Raw genomic sequence first — 16,113 nt, 5'->3', positions numbered from 1 at the left:
CGTTCGTCGCCCCGGCCCGTAAGTGTCGGCGCTCGGCCGCACCCGTCCCGCACCGATAAGGCCGCGGCGGACCACCTCCCGGTATGACCGGCCTGTACTACGAGGAGTTCACCGAGGGGGAGACCATCGAGCACGGGAAGCGCCGGACGGTGAGCGAGAGCGACAACCAGCGGTTCTGCGACCTCACGATGAACCAGCAACCGCTCCACCTCGACGCGGAGTTCGCGGGCGAGACGCAGTTCGGCGAACGCCTCGTCAACGGCCTCTACACGATGTCGCTCGCCGTCGGCCTGACCATCCCCGACACGACGGACGGCACCATCGTCGCGAACCTCTCGTACGACGACGTGGAGCATCCCGCGCCGGTGTTCCACGGGGACACCATCCGCGCGGAGTCCACCGTCACGGACAAGCGCCCGACCAGCGACGGGGACCGGGGCGTGGTCACGATGCGGGTCGACGTCTACAAGCAGGACGACACGCTCGTCTGTTCGTTCGAGCGAACTGCGCTGGTCCAGCGCGCCGAGGAGTGAGGATGGGCGCGACACGCGCCCGTGAGACGGCCCGTCGGGTGGACCCGGACGCCGTCGCTCGCGTCGGCCTCGGCGCGATGCTCCTGCTCGCCGGCGTCCACAAGCTCGTCGCGCCCGCCGCGTGGGCGGCGTACGTCGTCGGGTGGCTGGCGCCGTGGCTCGTCGTCACGCCGGTCCAGTTCATGCTCCTCAACGGGGTGTTGGAACTGGGGTTCGGTGGTGTCCTGGTCGCGGACCGCTACACGACGGCCGCGTCCGCGGTGGCGGCCGTCTCGCTGGCCGCCACGACGCTGTATCTCGCCGTCGTCGGTCTCTCCCAGAGCGGCCTCTTTCTGGACGTGATGGTGCGCGACGTGGGCCTGACGGCGCTGGCCACGGCGGTACTGGTCCGCTCGCTGGAGTAAGCACGACGTACCGGCACGACCGACCAGCACGATATATGTGTCAGAGGTGCGTAACGAGTACATGGTACTCAGTGCCAGAAACAGCCTGCACGGCACCGTGACGGCCGTCGAGATGGACGGCCTGATGGCAGAGGTCGTGGTCGAACTCGACGGCGGACAGACAGTGACCTCGACCATCACGCGCTCCTCGGCCGAACGCCTCGACCTCGTCCCCGGCGACGAGGTCAGCGCGGTCGTGAAGGCCAGCGACGTGATGGTGGACGCCGACTGACTCAGATGACCGTCCCGTGTTTCTTGTCCGGACGGTCCTTCTCGACGGTCTCGTACATCTCGAAGCGGGCGGCCAGTTCCGCCCGCAGGTCGCCCGGCGGGACGATCTCGTCGATGACGACCTCGCTCGCCATCCGGTGGGCGTCGATGTCGCGGCGGTACTCCTCGCGGAGCTCCTGCTCGCGTTCGGCCCGTTCCTCGGGGTCGTCGATGGCGTCGAGCTTGTTCGCGTAGACGGCGTTGATGGCCGCCTCCGGCCCCATGATGGCGATCTCGCCGCTCGGGAGCGCCAGCGTCGCCTCCGGGTCGTAGGCTGGCCCCGACATCGCGTAGATGCCCGCGCCGTACGCCTTGCGGACGACGACGCACTGCTTCGGGACGGTGGCCGAGGAGGTGGCGTAGATCATCTTCTTGCCCGCCTCGAGGATGCCCTCCTTCTCGACGCCGGACCCGGCCATGAACCCCGGCGTGTCACAGAGGTACAGCAGCGGGACGTTGTAGGCGTCGCACTTCCAGACGAACTCGGCGGCCTTGCGGGCCGCGTCGGGGAAGATGGCGCCGGCCCGCTGTGCGGGTTGGTTGGCGACGACGCCGACCGAGCGGCCGTCGACCCGGGCGAACCCGGTGAGTATCTCCTTGCCGTACTCCGGCTGGAGCTCGAAGAAGGAGTCCCCGTCGACGACGCGCTCTATCACGCGGTGCATGTCGTACCCCTTGTTCGGTTCCTCGGGGACGACGCCGTCGAGCCCGGCGGGAGACTTCGACGGGGCGACGGTCTCGGCCCGCGGCGGTTTCTCGTCGGCGTTGTCCGGCAGGTACGTTATCAGGTCCGCGACGAGTTCGCGGGCGTGTTCCTCGTCGTCGGCCACGAGGTCCGCGCTCCCGGAGTGACGCGCGTGGACGTCCGGGCCGCCCAGCGTCTCGAGGTCGATGTCCTCGCCGGTGACCATCTCGACCATCCGCGGCGAGGCGATGGCCAGCGCGCTCATCCCGCGGACCATCACGGTGAAGTCCGAGAACACCGGCGTGTAGGCCGCGCCGGCGATACAGGGCCCGTACAGCACGCATATCTGCGGGACGGCCCCCGAGAGCCGCGAGTGGTTGAAGTAGAACTTCCCGATGCCCTCGCGGTTGGCGAAGAAGCCGGTCTGCTGGTCGATGCGGCCGCCAGAGGAGTCCACGAGGTAGAGGGCGGGCCGCCCGGTCTTCAGGGCGCGCTGCTGGAGGCGGAGGAACTTCTCGACGCCCCGCTCGGCCATCGACCCGGCCTTGACGGTGAAGTCGTTCGCGGCGACGTGGAGCTTCCGACCGTCGAGCGTCGCCGCGCCGGTGAGCATCCCGTCGGCGGGGAGACGGGTCCCCTCGTCGTACTCCTCGACCTCGGGACTGTCGGCGTGCCACGCGTCGAAGTTCGCGAAGCGACCGTCCTCGAAGTCCAGTCCATCCTCGCCGAACCAGAGTTCGAGCCGGTCGCGGACGAACAGCTTGCCCTGTTCGGCGAGGCGCTCGCGGTACTTCTCGGGCCCGCCGCGCTCGATGTCGGCTATCTCCTCGCGGAGCCGTCGCTCCCGGTCGGTGGGGCCCGCCTCGTCGACGTCGCCACCGTCGACGGTCCCGCCCTCGTCCGCGTCGGCCTCGGCTATCTCCTCGACGAACGTGGGGGCGTCGCCGTCGCCGACGTACACCTCGACCCGCTCTCCGACGTGTTCGGCGACGGCGGCGGCGATGGCCGACGCCTCGTCGCGGCTGGCGTCTGCGGCGATGCGAACCTTCATACCGTGTCCCACGGCCCCGGGGGTCACAGTCCTTACCCCGCTCGCGGTTCGATTATCATCGCTCGTAACGTCGCCGGGCGATTGATAACCGGTGGTAGGCAACTGGCACGTAATGAGCGTCGCCAGCACCGAGGGAACGCGGAGCAGTCCCGCTTCTCGGGGGATTTCGCGCACCCTCGTCGCCGTGCTCCTCCTCGGTGCCCTCGCCGTCGTCGCGGGCGGTCCCGTCGCGGCCGCCGATACGACGCCCCCGGAGTGGGGGAACGCGACGAAGGGGAACGCGACCGCTATCGAGGTGACCGTCTACGACGACGGGACCCTCGACACGGGGAGCATCTCGGCCGACGACTTCGTGCTGACCGAGGGGACCGTCGAGAACGTCTCCGTCACGTCGCTGGACGTCGGCGGCGAGAACCGAACCGGTGCCCGGGTCACGCTGTCTCTCGACGGCCGGCTCGACGTGAACGAGGTCACTGTCGGGCTCCGGAGCGGCGCCACCATCGAGGACGAGGCGGGCAACGCCCTCTCCGAGGGTACCGTCACCGTCTCCGGGATGGACACCGTGACGCCACGCTATCGGTCCTACGAGTTGCGCCGGGTGAACGAGTCGACCGTCGAGATACGGGCGGAGACGAACGAACCGCTCGACGGCCTCCGCGTCAGTATCGGTGGCCCGACGACGGACGAGCTGAACCGCTCGGACTTCGACGAGTCGGTCGACGCCACGGCGGTGTACACGACCCGCTACACGTTCCCGGAGGAGGGGAAGTACGCGGTCCTCTGGATGTCGGCCACCGACCGCTACAACAACAGCATCGATTTCAGTCGGCTGGAGCAGTTCCGCTACGACGGGTCCGCCCCGAACGTCTCGCTCGACGGCCCCGAGAACGCCACCGTCGGCGACCCGGTGAACTTCACCGCGGCCGGCTCCACCGACGACCAGCGGATCGAGGACTACCGCTGGCGCGTCGACGGCGGCACCATCATCCCGGGCGAGTCGATTCGCGTGGCGTTCGCGACGCCGGGCACCCACGAGATTTCCGTGGAAGTGACCGACCCCTTCGGCAACGCCGCCGTCGCCACGCGGACCGTGACCGTCAGGACGGCCAACGGGAGCACCGGCGCGGTCGACCTCACCCGGCACAACGCCACGCACGCCACGGCGACGGTCGACGGGACGGGGTTCGCACAGACCGTCGACGCGCCGGACGGGCCGCTCGTCTCGGGAGCGAACGCATCGCTGCTGCGCCTGACGGCCTCGCTACCGGACGACGGGACCGTGCCGGTCGCGTTCAGGGCGCGCAACCGGACGCCCCCTTCGCTCGCGACGGCGACGGGTGACGCGGGCCTCGCGCTGTTCGAGATAGACCACGGCGACGTGCCCGCGGAGGGCGTGACGATGCGGTTCGCCGTCGACCGGGCGGCGCTGGACCGTCACGAGGTCGGCCCCGAGGCGGTGACGCTGTACCGCGACGACGGCGGGTGGACGGCGCTCGAGACGGCGGTCGTCGAACGCGGCGACACCCGCGTCGTCTACCGGGCGACGGCGCCGGGCCTCTCGCGGTTCGCCGTGGGCCTCGGCGAGTCCCCGTCCGACGACCCCGCCGTGGCGGCGACCGAGACACCGACCGAGCGGGCCACAGCGACGCCGAGCGAACCGGCCGAACGGCAGGGTACTCCGGACGTTCGGGTCACGAACGTCACCGTGGACCCCGCCAACCTCTCGGTCGGCGACCGGGCCGTGCTCACGGTGACGCTGACGAACCGGGGGACCGCGACGGGCGACTACCTCGTCACTGTCTTCCTGAACGACTCGACGCTCGCCACCCGCGAGATGACGGTGCCCGCCGGCGAGACGCGGACCACGGAGTTCGCCAGGGACGTGGGCGAGGCGGGCCCTCTCGAAGTCGGGAGTCAGCGAGTCACGAACGTCAGTGACGCCGGTGGCGGGTTGGCACTGCCGGGCCTGCCGTCGCTCCCGCCCGTCCCGAACCCGCTCGCCCTCTGGCCCGGCGGCATCGTCGGGACGGTACTGGGGGTCCTCGTGGGACTGGTCGTGGTTGTCTACGGTGTCCTGAAGGCGCTGGCGATATACCTCGGCTACTGACCGACCTCGGACTCGAGGCGGTCGACGAGGCCGGCGTTACCGAGGTGGAGGGGCGTGCGCTCGTGGAGTTCGTCGGGGTCCAGGTCGAGGAGCGACTGCTCGCCGTCCGAGGACCGGCCGCCGGCCGCCTCGACGATGTAGGCCATCGGCTGGCCCTCGAACTGGAGGCGGAGCTTCCCCTCGGGGCGGGACTCCAGTGCTGGGTAGGCGAAGATGCCGCCGTAGGTGAGCACCTGGTTGATGTCGGCTATCATCGCGCCGCCGTAGCGGAGCTTGAGTTCGTGGCGAATCCCCTCGGCGAACGTCTGGAACTCGTCGGTCCACGAGTCGACGCCGCCGCCGAACCCGAACACGGTCGGGTCCTCGGGGACGGTCACGTCGTCGTCGACGAGTCGCCGCTCGTCGCCGAGGACGTACTCCTTCACGCGGCCGTCGCGGGCGACGACCATCGACGTGACCGGGCCGTAGATGACGAACCCGGCGGCCAGCAGGTTCCGGCCAGTCGTGGGCGGGCGCTCGCTGTAGACGCCGAAGATGGTGCCCATGCCGCTGTTCGGTTCCAGATTGGACGAGCCGTCCAGCGGGTCCATCGCGACGTGGAGGCGCCCGTCGCTGGTCGCGACCTCCTCGCGTTCCTCGCTGGCGTAGGTGGCGACGCCGTCGATGCCGAGGATGCGGTCCTCGAACAGCTCGTCCGCCCGGAGGTCGGCGGCCAGCTGCTCGTCGCCGCTGGGGTTGACCGTGCCGCTGTGTTCGCGTTCCGTCGCGATGGCTGTTCGAACGTCGCTCGCCGCGTCCGCGATTGTGTCGATGACCTGTGCGACCGTCCGGTCGGCCTGGGCGGCCGAGGCGTCGAGTGATTTACTCATCTATGGTGGGGCTGGGGCGTGCCGGCCGAGTCGGGTGTGGGGTCGGCCGGGGGTGGTTCCCAGTGTGTCTCGTCACTCAGTGCTTCTGGCCCACACCATAAGTATCTTGTTGCTGACATTTACTACGGAGCGAGTCAATTATTCGGGGCCGCCGCCATCTCTGGGTTTGGGCATGACACTTAGCCACACGCTTATGCAATGGTAAGGTTAGTTATCGTTCTCCTAAGGTCGGCAGACTTACACGAGCGGCGAGCGAACCGCCGGGTATGCAACTCGACGACATCGACCGCGTCGGCGTCGTGGGTGCCGGCACGATGGGCAACGGCATCGCGCAGGTCGCCGCCACCGCGGGCCACGACGTCGTGATGCGCGACGTCGAACAACAGTTCGTCTCCGCGGGGTTCGAGGACATCGACGAGAGCCTCACCCGACTCGTCGCCCGGGACGAACTGACCCGCTTGGAGGCCGACCGCGCCCGGGACCGCATCGAGGGAACGACCGACCTCGTCGACCTGTCCGACTGTGACCTCGTGGTCGAGGCGGTCACCGAGGACATGGACGTCAAGCAGGCCGTCTTCGAGGACCTCGCCGCGACCTGTGGCCCGGAGACGGTGCTCGCGACGAACACGAGCACGCTCTCCATCACGACCATCGCCAGCGTCGTCGACCGACCGGAGCGCGTCCTCGGCCTGCACTTCATGAACCCCGTCCCCGTCATGAAGGGCGTCGAGGTGGTCGTCGGCGAGAAGACGAGCGACGACACCCTCGCCCTGGGCCACGCCTTCGCCGAAGACCTCGGGAAAGAGACGTGGGAGGCCGACGACAAGCCCGGCTTCGTCGTCAACCGCATCCTCATGCCGTGGATAAACGAGGGCATCCGCGCCTACGACGAGGGCGTCGCGGAGATGGCGGACATCGACCGCGGGCTGACCCTCGGGACGAACGTCCCGATGGGGCCGCTGGAACTGGCCGACCACATCGGCCTCGACGTCGTCCTCGACGCGAGCGAGACGCTCCACGAGGAACTCGGGGACCGGTACAAGCCGGCGTACCTCCTGAAGCGGAAGGTCGCCGCCGGCGACCTCGGGAAGAAGACCGGCGCGGGGTTCTACGAGTACGACTGACCCGCCGACCCCGGGGATAGCTATTTTACGAGCGGACATCTGCTGTACAGTATCCCCTCGATGACCGACCCCGACCCTCCCCCGTCGGCCGACCCTTCGAACGTGTTGCTGATGGGCCCGCCGTTCAGCACCGACGTCGAACACCACTGTGCGGACTTCCTCACCCGGACCGACCCCGGCGGCCGGAACGTCGTCGCCGTCGCCTTCGGCCCCACCTACAGACGCTGGCTTGACAACTGGGCGGCGTACATCGACGAGCGTGCGGGGTCGTTCGCCCTCGTCGTCGGCGGCGTCCCGAGCGCGACGGTGGCGGGACACGAGGACGCCGTCGCCGACGTCGGGTCGGTCAGCGGGTTCGAGGCGGTCGAACACGCCGACGACCTCACCGGACTGGGGATGGCCGTGACCAGCGCCCTGGAGTACTGCCGGCGCTCCGACCGTCCGACGACGCTGTGTTTCCAGTCCCTCTCGGTCCTGCTGCAGCACGTCGCGTTCGAGCGCGCGTTCCGGTTCCTCCACGCGGTCACGAGCACGTTCCGGTCGGTCGACGGCACCGCACACTACCACCTCGACCCGGCGGCACACGACGAGCGGACGGTCAGACGGCTACAGACGCTCGTCGACGACGCGGTGGGCGCGGGCCACGGAGAGAGCGGCGCCGTCACCGGGTGACCGCGAGTACGAACCCCGACAACGGACCGTCAGTTGCCGAACAGTAAAGGCGCGGGCCTCGATACCCTGTCACATGGACTTCAGTCCCACAGCGGAGCAGCGCCAGATCCGGGAGATGGTCGCGGAGTTCGTCGACGAGGAGGTCGTCCCCCGCGCCGCCGAGATAGACGAGACGGACGAGTTCCCGTGGGACCTCGTCGACGAGATGGCCGAGTTGGGGCTGATGGGGATGCCCATCCCCGAGGCGTACGGCGGTGCCGGCCTCGACTACCACAGCTACGCGATGGCGCTGGAGGAGATATCCCGCGGGAGCGGCGGCCTCGGCACCATCGTCGCCGCCCACATCTCGCTGGCCTGCAACATGGTGTACGAGTTCGGCGACGAGGCCCAGAAGGAGACGTACCTCACGCCGATGGCCGAGGGCGAGGACGTCGGCGCGTTCGCGCTCTCGGAACCCGGCGCCGGGAGCGACGTGCCCGCGATGACGACCACGGCCGAACCGGACGGCGACGGCTACGTCGTGAACGGCGGGAAACTGTGGATATCCAACGGCTCGGTCGCCGACACCGTCGTCCTGTTCGCGAAGACCGACCCCGACGCGGGCAACAAGGGCATCTCCTCGTTCGTCGTCCGGCCCGAGGAGGACGACGGGTTCGTCGTCGAGGGGACCGAACACAAGCTCGGCGACAAGGGCTGTCCGACGGCGGAACTGCGGTTCGACGAGATGTACCTCCCCGAGGAGCGCCGCCTCGGCGAGGCGGGCCGCGGGTTCGTCCACGCGCTGAAGACGCTCAACGGCGGGCGCATCACTATCGCCGCCCGCGGCGTCGGCATCGCACAGGCCGCGCTGGACGAGGCCCTCTCGTACGCGCAGGACCGCGAGCAGTTCGACCAGCCCATCTCGGACTTCCAGGCCATCCAGCACAAGCTCGCCGACATGGACACGAAGACACAGGCCGCCCGCCTGCTGATGCATCAGGCCGCAGACCTGAAGATGCGCGGCGAGAACTTCGTCAAGGAGGCCGCACAGGCCAAACTGTACGCCTCGGAGGTGTCCCGCGAGGTGGCCAACGAGGGCATCCAGATCCACGGCGGCTACGGCTACACGAAGGACTTCCCCGTCGAGCGGTTCTACCGGGACGCCAAACTCAACGAGATATACGAGGGGACCAGCGAGGTGCTGCGCAACACCATCGCCGACGAGCTGCTGGACTGAGTCACCGGTCGCCGTCGGCCTCGCCGAGGTGCTCGCCCATCCACGCGTAGTGCTCGCGCAGGCGGCGCTCGCCGCCCTCGGTCAGCGAGTACTTGTCCGCGATGCCCTCGGTCCGGTGTTCGACGAACCCGGCGTCCGCCATCGCGTCCAGCGCCCCGTAGAAGCTCTTCGGTTCGATGCGCGCGTCGTAGCGCCGCTCGAGACGCGTCTTGAGCCGTTGGCCCGTCAGCTCGCCGTCCTCGGCCCCGGCGAGGATGACGCACATGTCCCGCCGCCGACCGCTCTGGAACCACTTCGCCATGGACGGACCCACGTCGGGCACCCCTTCGGGTGTTTCGACTTCGCGCCGGGCGCCGCCGTCACCGACCGGTCCGGACGTCGCCACAGCGGTAGCGTCCCAACCGCTCTCGCTCGACGGTCTCGGGGCCGTCGAGGTCCGTCCGCTCCGTCGCTACCCACAGGCTCACCGCCGTCATCCCGTCCGCGTGGGTCCGGTTCCACCGCTCGCAGAGGAACCCCGCCAGCGAGCGGAGGAGTCGGGGCTCGGTCCGGGCGTCGTCGAGGAACTTCCGCCAGCGTTCGTTGGGGTACTGGGCGGCGGCGTCGGTAGGACGTGTGCGCTCGTAGGGCTCCCCGGTGAGCGCGTCGACGCGCTCACCGCTGGTCAGGTTCGCCGGGGCCTCGTACCACCACGTCGCCAGCGGCGGCGACGGCGCGAACATGTCCCACGAGCGGTCCGTCAGTCGGTCCGGCGTGCCCGCCGGCGCGGCGACGACGCCGAGGCCGACGGCGTTCGTCACCAGAATCACGGCCAGACAGCAGACCGCGACCGCGCGGGCGACGTGAGAGAGCGCCGGCACGCGCCCGGCGAGCGGCGTTCGGCCCTCGCCGACCGTCGAGAGCGACGCGAGCGGTCGGAGCCGCCCCTCGACCCGGTCCCAGACGACGCCCGGGAACAGCGCGAGCAGTCCGGTCACCGAGACCAGCGGGAACACGCCGATGGCGAGCGTCAGCACCATCCCGAGGTGGGCGGCGACGAACGCGCCGGCCAGCGCCGCCCGGCGCCACCCGGTCAGGACGACCAGCAGCGGCGAGGTCAGCAGCATCCCGACCCAGAGCCAGTCGACGAGCGTCAGGAGGGGCGTCCACCCGGCGACGACGTCGCCGAGCAGGACGGTGAACTGGTCCAGTTGGAAGACGTACCGGACCGCGTCGCCCCGGAGCCACACGTCGGCCCGCAGTTTCACGGCGGCGTTGGTCGCGTAGACGACGACCACCTGTGCCAGTAGCCCGGCCGTGGCGGGGCCGACGACGCCGTGGTCGTCGGTCGCGCCCTCGGTGGCGTCGACGGCCCACCGGCTCCCGAGCGGGAGGAAGAGGCCCCAGAACAGCAGCCGACGCAGGAGCACGTCGCCGCTGTTGAGGACGAACGGGTTCCGCACCTGTACGGAGACGAGGAGGACGAGCGAGACGACCGCCGCGAGCCGCGTCCGGTAGCCGACGAGGAGGGAGAGGGCGGCGAGTCCGGCGGCGACGAACAGGAGCACCTGTACCCACGCAGCGCCGGAGAGCGCGTGCAGCGAGAGGTCGTTCCAGCCGGGGTACAGCGCCGCAAGCACCGACCGGGGGAGGGCGCCGGCGTCGGTGTAGAAAACGACGAGGTCCGGCGCGCGCCGCAGGAGGTCCACGAGGAGCACGACCGCCAGCGAGATACGGAAGGCGGCGAGGCCCCGCCGGTCCAGGGCGACCCGACGACCGAGCGCCTCGCGAACTGTCGACGTCACGGTGTCCACTGACAGCGCGGTCGCGGACATAAGTCTTCCACCTCCGTAACCGACAGCTTTCATGGGGTCCGGTCCCAACGACCGGTCGATGGCAGACACCGAGGACCCGACGGAGGCGACGGCCGACGGCATCACCGCCCGATATCGAGAGACCGAGACGGAGCGACTGCTCACCTTCGAGGCGGACGGACGCACCGCCGCCATCGCCCAGAACGTGGAGGGGTACGCGATGCTGAAGGTCCGGCCGAGTGCCGACGGGGACGAACTCGAGCGCTACTACGGGTTCGACATGGCGCTGGACCACGCCGCGGAGTTGCTCGGCACCTCGCCGAACGCGCTCCCGGTCCCCGAGGCGGCCGCCGACATGGGGATGTAGGCCGGCGATACGACGCTCGCCTTCTGTCGTCGGGATACTGATACGAACGCGCCGGCGATGGACAGCGTCGGCGCCACGTGGCGCTCGAACCAGCCTCGCGTCCGCCGGTTCCGCTTGCTATCGGTTGACTATTCAGGTACGTCTCGCTATGTATCAGCACTACCGATACGTCCTGTTCATATAAACGATTGTTACCTACTCCTGTGAGCGGACTCCTGCATGGTCGACTTGACTCGACGCACACTGATCTCTAGTACGGTCGCCGCGGCGCTGGGCGCGAGCGTCGCCGGGGTCGCGAGCGGTGACGAGGTGGCCGAGGCGAACACGCCCGGCGCACCGAGCGTGAAGGGGTCGCTCAAGCGGTTCTCGACGACGGCGTTCGGTGCCGAGGTCACCGGCCCGTTCGTCTTTGAGGACGGGTCGCTGCTGTACAGCCTCCAGCACCCGGAGGAGAACAACCGACCGCCGTTCGACACGGCCGGCGTGGGATACTTCAGCGGGTTCCAGTTCGAACTCGACGGCGACAACGACGACTTCGAGGAGCTGTCGACGCCACAGACCGACGCCGAGCAACGGCAGGTCCGCGGCGCCGACGGGGAGTACACGCTGTTCGCACGGGGCCGTGACGAGATCAACGGCGGCACGGAGCGGTTGGGCGTCACGCAGACGCCGGACGGTACCGACATCTCGATGGACAACTTCGATGGCACCCAGTACGGGGCCGCAGCGACGAACCCGGACTGCAACCAGTTCGTCCCGTCCAACGAGGACGGGACCGAGGGGTACCTGTTCACCAACTGGGAGAACAGTCCCGGCAACGTCTCGCGGATTCCGCTCAGCCAGACCGCCGACGGCGAGTGGGAGGCCGACCTGGAGAACGCCATCAACCTCGCGAACACCGACCCGCTCCGCGAACTGGGCGGGACGCGCATCAACTGTTACGGCGACCTGAGCCCGTGGGAGACGATGCTCTCCTCCGAGGAGAACTACGCCCACCCGCGCGTCTCCCTGACGGCGACGGTCGGCGACGTCGCCGAGGCCGGCACCGGCAAGGGCCTCCTCGGGGCGTGTCAGTTCTGGAACCGCCCGAACCCGGCCGGCATCCAGAGCGCCGTCGACGAGTACTACGGCGACGAGAGCTGGTACGTCCAGGGCTACTGGGCGATGGAGGGGGTCGAGTTCCTCGCGTACTACCTGGGCGCCGACCGGGTCGACCAGGCCGAGGACGCGAACACGACGGAGCCAATCGGCGACGCCTACCCGAACCCCTACCGCTACGGCTACCACGTCGACGTCCGCGAACCGACGGCCGAGACGCCCCAGCCGGTCAAGTACTACGTGATGGGACGGGCCGCGTGGGAGGCTCCGAACATCCAGGCCGACGAGCGGACCGTCTACGGCTGTTCCGACGGCGACAGCAAGGGCATCTACAAGTTCGTCGCCGACGAGCCGATTCCGTCCTACGACGACCCGATGGACGTCGCCGGGACGCTGTACGCGCCGAAGATTACGAACGACGCCGCCAACGCCGCGGAGGCCGGGACCCGGAACTCCCCGGCCGACGCGCCGCTCGACGTCGAGTGGCTCGAACTCGGTCACGCCAGCAACGCCGAGGTCGAGTCGTGGATAGCCGCGTACGACGACGTCACGCAGGTCGACTACCTCGAAACGCACGCCGAGACCGACTGGGAGTCCGACCTCGACGCCGCACTGGAGGAGGCCGACCGCGAGGTCGTCGCGAACGGCAACCAGAACTACGTCACCGACGAGGAGATTCTAGCGTGGGCCAAACAGTACGAGTCGAGAGGCCCCGGCAAGGTCGACGAGGACCTGCGGAAGGTCCCCTTCCTCGAAACCCGTGCCGCCGCGAAGGAAATCGGCGCCTCCATCGAGTTCAACAAGGCCGAGGGCGTCGACAGCGTCGACGGCGCCGGCCCCGGCGACTTCGTCTACTTCGGCATCTCGGAGTTCAACGACGACCTCGCGAACGAGACGGGTGACGTCCAGCTCGACCGCGTCGACGGCGGCGTCGTCTACCGGGCGGAACTGGAACCCGATTACAACGTCTCGACGCTCGAACCGGTCATCGTCGGCCCGGACTTCACGGACCCGCCCGAGGACGCCGACGACGCTCTCCGGAACATCGACAACCTCTACGTGATGGACGACGGCCGAGTGCTGTGCTGTGAGGACGGTTTCGGCGGCCCCGCCCGCTCGTACCCCAACGACTGTCTGTACGTCTACGAACCGAACCTCGTCGTGGACGCGGCCACCGTGGAGACGGCAATCGGCGGGACTGCAGAGTCGACACTAACCGCCTCGTCGCTCCCGGACGGCTTCACCGCCGCGGAGATGACCGTCACCGTCGAGGACGGACGCGTGGCCGACATCACCGGGGTCTCGGTGCCCGAGGGCCTCGACGGCGACGTCGCCATCGCGGACGACGGCACGTCGGCGACCGTCAGCGTGGCCGACCCCGTCGACACCGTCTGGGCCGGCCAGATGGACGTCACGTTGGCGACGCTGGAACTCACGGGGCAGAGCGCCGGCCAGACCGAACTCGACGTCACGGTCGACTCGCTGACGGACGACGACCACGACGCCGTCGACGTCGAGGGTCGGAGCGGGCAGGTCACCTCGACGCCGCCCTCCGGCACCACCCCGGCGGCGGCCGGCGGCAGCCCCGGACAGGACAGCGGGAACGGCGAGAGCAAGGGGAACTGACGCGGTGACTATCGGGCCCCAGCGCCCACCACTCACAATCCGATGTCGAAAACCACCGACGACCCGACGACCGCTACGGAGTCCGTCTACCGGGAGTACGTCCTCGGCGTGCGAATCGTCGAGCGCGACGCCGCGGCCGACGAGCGGCGGTACCGGTTCGAGGCGCCAGAGCACTGCGGTATCGCGTTCGAGGACGCCGAGACGGCGACGCTGTACGCCGCCGTCTACTTCGACGTGAACGGCTTCGAGGAGGCCGGCACCGGCGAGCGCGGCGTCCCGCCGGCGATAATCCAGGCCGGCCGCGACACGCTGGTCGCGTACTTCCTCACCCAGTCCGGCGTCGACGTCCACTGGGTGGCCTCCTTCTACGGGGAGAAACCCGAGAAGGTCCAGCGCTACGCCGGCCGCGTCCGGAAGCGGGCGGAGACGATACGGGACGGCGTCCGGGAGCGCGGACTGGACCGGCAGTAGTCCGCGTTCGCCCGAACTTCTTTACCGCTCGCGGTCGACTCAGACGTCATGACGGCGCTCGACCAGTTCGACCACCCCGCGTGGCTGACCGCCGCCGGGACGCTCGCCGGCTACGGCCTCGTGTTGCTGTTCCTGTTCCTGTTGCTGTTCGTCGTGCCGTACCTCGTGTTTCCGGCGTAGGCGGCCACTGCCGTCTGGCGCTCGGAACCGGGGCAAGAGTCAAACCACACGCCGTGGTAGCTGGTGGCATGAGTGTCGAGCAGGAGCAGGGCGAGCGCACCATCCGGTGTCTGGTCGCGAAAGTCGGCCTCGACGGCCACGACCGCGGCGCCCACGTCATCGCGCGGGCGCTCCGTGACGCCGGGTTCGAAGTCATCTACTCCGGCCTCCACCGGTCCCCGGACGAGGTCGTGCAGGCGGCCGTCCAGGAGGACGTCGACGTCGTCGGCATCTCCATCCTCTCGGGGGCGCACAACACGCTCGTCCCGAAGATCCTCGACGGCCTGCAGGAGTACGACGCGTTCGACGACCGGCTGATCCTCGTCGGCGGCATCGTCCCCGACGACGACAAGGCCGAGCTGCGGGACCGGGGCGTCGACGAGATATTCGGTCCCGGCGCGTCGATGGAGGAGATGATCTCGTACATCCGCGAACACGCGCCCGAGCGATGACCGACCTCGTCGACGACCTGCTGGCGGGCAAACACAGCGCGCTGGCGCGGGTCATCACGAAGATAGAGAACCGCGCGCCGGGCTACCGCGAGATAGTCTCGGAGCTACACCAGCACACCGGCCACGCCGACGTCGTCGGCGTCACCGGCAGTCCCGGCGCGGGGAAGTCAACGCTCGTCGACAAGGTGGCCGCCGAGTACCGCGACCGGGGGCTGACGGTCGGCGTCATCGCCATCGACCCGTCATCGCCGTACTCCGGCGGAGCGGTGCTGGGCGACCGCATCCGAATGGCGTCGAACGCCGGCGACATGGACGTGTTCTTCCGGTCGATGTCCGCCCGCGGGTCGCTGGGCGGCCTGTCGACGGCGACGACGGACGCCGTCACCGCCCTGGACGCCTTCGGGAAGGACGTGATAATCGTCGAGACGGTCGGCGCCGGACAGAACGAGGTCGACATCGTGCGGACCGCCGACACGGTGGCCGTCCTCGTACCGCCGGGGAGCGGCGACGACGTCCAGATGCTCAAGGCGGGCATCCTCGAGATCGGCGACGTGTTCGTCGTGAACAAGGCCGACCTCGACGGGGCCGACCGCACCGTCCAGCAGCTGCGGGAGATGCTGCAGGGACGGAGCGGCGGGAAGGCGGGCCACCACGGCGCGGTGGCCGGCACGGACCGGGACGGGGCCGGCACCGACGACACGGGCGACACCGACGGGACGTGGGACCCGCCCATCGTGGAGACGGTGGCCAACCGGAGCGAGGGCGTCGAGGCGTTCATCTCGGTGCTGGAGGACCACGCCGAGTTCCTCGACCGGACGGGAAAGCGAGAGCGACAGGCCCGCGACCGCTTCGCCGCGGAGATACGGACGCTGTTGCGCGAGGACGCCAACGAACTGGTGGCCGGCGAACTGGACCGCCACGGCGGCATCGAGTCGGCCGTCGACGCCGTGCTGGCCCGCGAGACGGACCCCTACACCGTCGTCGACGAGGTGCTCGCGCCGCTCCGGGAGTGTCTCGACGCCGAGGACGTCCGGTGAGGCGACGGGCGACCACGCGGACCACGACTCCGCGGTGGCGCGCGTCGGCCGTGCGTTCTCCGCGGCGATTCTCGACCATC

The 16,113-nt window shown here is 69.4% G+C and carries 17 protein-coding genes; 13 read left to right on the top strand and 4 right to left on the bottom strand.

All coding sequences use genetic code 11. From position 1 onward, the window contains the following. The first annotated feature begins 83 nt into the window (after window positions 1-83). The 3 genes from ACV7GQ_RS10220 to ACV7GQ_RS10210 are packed head-to-tail and all read left to right on the top strand — an operon-like array spanning window position 84 to window position 1,208. Window positions 84-533: a MaoC family dehydratase gene (locus ACV7GQ_RS10220; protein WP_470310142.1), complete on the top strand. Its 450-nt coding sequence runs from the start codon at window positions 84-86 to the stop codon at window positions 531-533. A 2-nt stretch (window positions 534-535) separates the two neighbouring features. Continuing rightward, on the top strand, window positions 536-937 hold the full coding sequence (locus ACV7GQ_RS10215; protein ID WP_470310141.1) for a DoxX family membrane protein: 402 nt from the start codon (window positions 536-538) through the stop codon (window positions 935-937). 37 nt (window positions 938-974) lie between these two features. After that, a complete protein-coding gene (locus ACV7GQ_RS10210) occupies window positions 975-1,208 on the top strand; it encodes a TOBE domain-containing protein (protein ID WP_470310140.1) in 234 nt (77 codons plus the stop codon). A gap of 1 nt (window position 1,209) precedes the next feature. Here the strand turns inward: ACV7GQ_RS10210 and ACV7GQ_RS10205 are convergent, their stop codons facing one another. Continuing rightward, window positions 1,210-2,982 carry an acyl-CoA carboxylase subunit beta gene (locus ACV7GQ_RS10205; RefSeq protein WP_470310139.1) on the bottom strand — a complete coding sequence of 591 codons (1,773 nt, stop codon included), beginning with the start codon at window positions 2,980-2,982 and terminating at the stop codon, window positions 1,210-1,212. A 112-nt stretch (window positions 2,983-3,094) separates the two neighbouring features. On the opposite strand from ACV7GQ_RS10205, the gene ACV7GQ_RS10200 reads away from it, so the two are divergent. Continuing rightward, on the top strand, window positions 3,095-5,089 hold the full coding sequence (locus ACV7GQ_RS10200; protein ID WP_470310138.1) for a PKD domain-containing protein: 1,995 nt from the start codon (window positions 3,095-3,097) through the stop codon (window positions 5,087-5,089). Here ACV7GQ_RS10200 and ACV7GQ_RS10195 read toward each other — a convergent pair. Continuing rightward, on the bottom strand, window positions 5,083-5,958 hold the full coding sequence (locus tag ACV7GQ_RS10195) for a class 1 fructose-bisphosphatase (protein ID WP_470310137.1): 876 nt from the start codon (window positions 5,956-5,958) through the stop codon (window positions 5,083-5,085). The two genes, ACV7GQ_RS10200 and ACV7GQ_RS10195, sit on opposite strands and share 7 nt — an antisense overlap. A 266-nt stretch (window positions 5,959-6,224) precedes the next feature. On the opposite strand from ACV7GQ_RS10195, the gene ACV7GQ_RS10190 reads away from it, so the two are divergent. The 3 genes from ACV7GQ_RS10190 to ACV7GQ_RS10180 all read left to right on the top strand — a co-directional run bounded on the left by ACV7GQ_RS10190 (window position 6,225) and on the right by ACV7GQ_RS10180 (window position 8,970). Continuing rightward, complete coding sequence (locus ACV7GQ_RS10190) at window positions 6,225-7,082, top strand: 3-hydroxyacyl-CoA dehydrogenase family protein (protein WP_470310136.1); 858 nt, start codon at window positions 6,225-6,227, stop codon at window positions 7,080-7,082. Between the two features lie 60 nt (window positions 7,083-7,142). After that, window positions 7,143-7,754 carry a DUF7504 family protein gene (locus tag ACV7GQ_RS10185; protein WP_470310135.1) on the top strand — a complete coding sequence of 204 codons (612 nt, stop codon included), beginning with the start codon at window positions 7,143-7,145 and terminating at the stop codon, window positions 7,752-7,754. A 73-nt stretch (window positions 7,755-7,827) separates the two neighbouring features. Continuing rightward, the gene (locus ACV7GQ_RS10180) at window positions 7,828-8,970 is read left to right on the top strand and encodes an acyl-CoA dehydrogenase (RefSeq protein ID WP_470310134.1); all 1,143 of its coding nucleotides are present in this window, start codon (window positions 7,828-7,830) and stop codon (window positions 8,968-8,970) included. A gap of 1 nt (window position 8,971) precedes the next feature. On the opposite strand, the gene ACV7GQ_RS10175 is transcribed toward ACV7GQ_RS10180, so the two are convergent. Both ACV7GQ_RS10175 and ACV7GQ_RS10170 read right to left on the bottom strand, forming a co-directional pair. After that, complete coding sequence (locus ACV7GQ_RS10175) at window positions 8,972-9,271, bottom strand: PadR family transcriptional regulator (protein WP_470310133.1); 300 nt, start codon at window positions 9,269-9,271, stop codon at window positions 8,972-8,974. A 58-nt stretch (window positions 9,272-9,329) separates the two neighbouring features. Then, window positions 9,330-10,754, bottom strand: a complete 1,425-nt coding sequence (locus tag ACV7GQ_RS10170) for an HTTM domain-containing protein (protein ID WP_470310132.1) — start codon at window positions 10,752-10,754, stop codon at window positions 9,330-9,332. Window positions 10,755-10,842: 88 nt separating this feature from the next. On the opposite strand from ACV7GQ_RS10170, the gene ACV7GQ_RS10165 reads away from it, so the two are divergent. The 6 genes from ACV7GQ_RS10165 to meaB all read left to right on the top strand — a co-directional run bounded on the left by ACV7GQ_RS10165 (window position 10,843) and on the right by meaB (window position 16,033). Continuing rightward, window positions 10,843-11,130: a DUF7111 family protein gene (locus ACV7GQ_RS10165; RefSeq protein WP_470310131.1), complete on the top strand. Its 288-nt coding sequence runs from the start codon at window positions 10,843-10,845 to the stop codon at window positions 11,128-11,130. A 219-nt stretch (window positions 11,131-11,349) separates the two neighbouring features. Next, a complete protein-coding gene (locus ACV7GQ_RS10160) occupies window positions 11,350-13,854 on the top strand; it encodes an alkaline phosphatase PhoX (protein WP_470310130.1) in 2,505 nt (834 codons plus the stop codon). 42 nt (window positions 13,855-13,896) lie between these two features. Beyond that, entirely contained in the window at window positions 13,897-14,325 is a 429-nt protein-coding gene (locus ACV7GQ_RS10155) for a hypothetical protein (protein WP_470310129.1), read from the top strand. A 48-nt stretch (window positions 14,326-14,373) separates the two neighbouring features. Continuing rightward, window positions 14,374-14,505 carry a hypothetical protein gene (locus ACV7GQ_RS10150; RefSeq protein ID WP_470310128.1) on the top strand — a complete coding sequence of 44 codons (132 nt, stop codon included), beginning with the start codon at window positions 14,374-14,376 and terminating at the stop codon, window positions 14,503-14,505. Between the two features lie 68 nt (window positions 14,506-14,573). Continuing rightward, on the top strand, window positions 14,574-14,996 hold the full coding sequence (locus ACV7GQ_RS10145) for a cobalamin B12-binding domain-containing protein (protein ID WP_220616616.1): 423 nt from the start codon (window positions 14,574-14,576) through the stop codon (window positions 14,994-14,996). Beyond that, a complete protein-coding gene (gene meaB / locus ACV7GQ_RS10140) occupies window positions 14,993-16,033 on the top strand; it encodes a methylmalonyl Co-A mutase-associated GTPase MeaB (RefSeq protein ID WP_470310127.1) in 1,041 nt (346 codons plus the stop codon). The genes ACV7GQ_RS10145 and meaB overlap by 4 nt, the downstream gene beginning before the upstream one ends. Window positions 16,034-16,113: the final 80 nt, after the last annotated feature.

This window comes from Haloarcula sp. MBLA0163 (genome assembly GCF_055632435.1).
The sequence above is the reverse complement of the archived record's forward strand: the minus strand, read 5'-3'. Positions and strand labels throughout refer to the sequence as shown.

Bases quoted from the DNA above. Each gene is read 5' to 3' on its own strand.
- ACV7GQ_RS10160 (WP_470310130.1), top strand. From the start codon at position 11,350: ATGGTCGACTTGACTCGACGCACACTGATCTCTAGTACGGTCGCCGCG.
- ACV7GQ_RS10150 (WP_470310128.1), top strand. From the start codon at position 14,374: ATGACGGCGCTCGACCAGTTCGACCACCCCGCGTGGCTGACCGCCGCC.
- meaB (WP_470310127.1), top strand. From the start codon at position 14,993: ATGACCGACCTCGTCGACGACCTGCTGGCGGGCAAACACAGCGCGCTG.
- ACV7GQ_RS10220 (WP_470310142.1), top strand. From the start codon at position 84: ATGACCGGCCTGTACTACGAGGAGTTCACCGAGGGGGAGACCATCGAG.
- ACV7GQ_RS10215 (WP_470310141.1), top strand. From the start codon at position 536: ATGGGCGCGACACGCGCCCGTGAGACGGCCCGTCGGGTGGACCCGGAC.
- ACV7GQ_RS10190 (WP_470310136.1), top strand. From the start codon at position 6,225: ATGCAACTCGACGACATCGACCGCGTCGGCGTCGTGGGTGCCGGCACG.
- ACV7GQ_RS10165 (WP_470310131.1), top strand. From the start codon at position 10,843: ATGGCAGACACCGAGGACCCGACGGAGGCGACGGCCGACGGCATCACC.
- ACV7GQ_RS10180 (WP_470310134.1), top strand. From the start codon at position 7,828: ATGGACTTCAGTCCCACAGCGGAGCAGCGCCAGATCCGGGAGATGGTC.
- ACV7GQ_RS10195 (WP_470310137.1), bottom strand. From the start codon at position 5,958: ATGAGTAAATCACTCGACGCCTCGGCCGCCCAGGCCGACCGGACGGTC.
- ACV7GQ_RS10145 (WP_220616616.1), top strand. From the start codon at position 14,574: ATGAGTGTCGAGCAGGAGCAGGGCGAGCGCACCATCCGGTGTCTGGTC.
- ACV7GQ_RS10200 (WP_470310138.1), top strand. From the start codon at position 3,095: ATGAGCGTCGCCAGCACCGAGGGAACGCGGAGCAGTCCCGCTTCTCGG.
- ACV7GQ_RS10185 (WP_470310135.1), top strand. From the start codon at position 7,143: ATGACCGACCCCGACCCTCCCCCGTCGGCCGACCCTTCGAACGTGTTG.
- ACV7GQ_RS10175 (WP_470310133.1), bottom strand. From the start codon at position 9,271: ATGGCGAAGTGGTTCCAGAGCGGTCGGCGGCGGGACATGTGCGTCATC.
- ACV7GQ_RS10205 (WP_470310139.1), bottom strand. From the start codon at position 2,982: ATGAAGGTTCGCATCGCCGCAGACGCCAGCCGCGACGAGGCGTCGGCC.
- ACV7GQ_RS10155 (WP_470310129.1), top strand. From the start codon at position 13,897: ATGTCGAAAACCACCGACGACCCGACGACCGCTACGGAGTCCGTCTAC.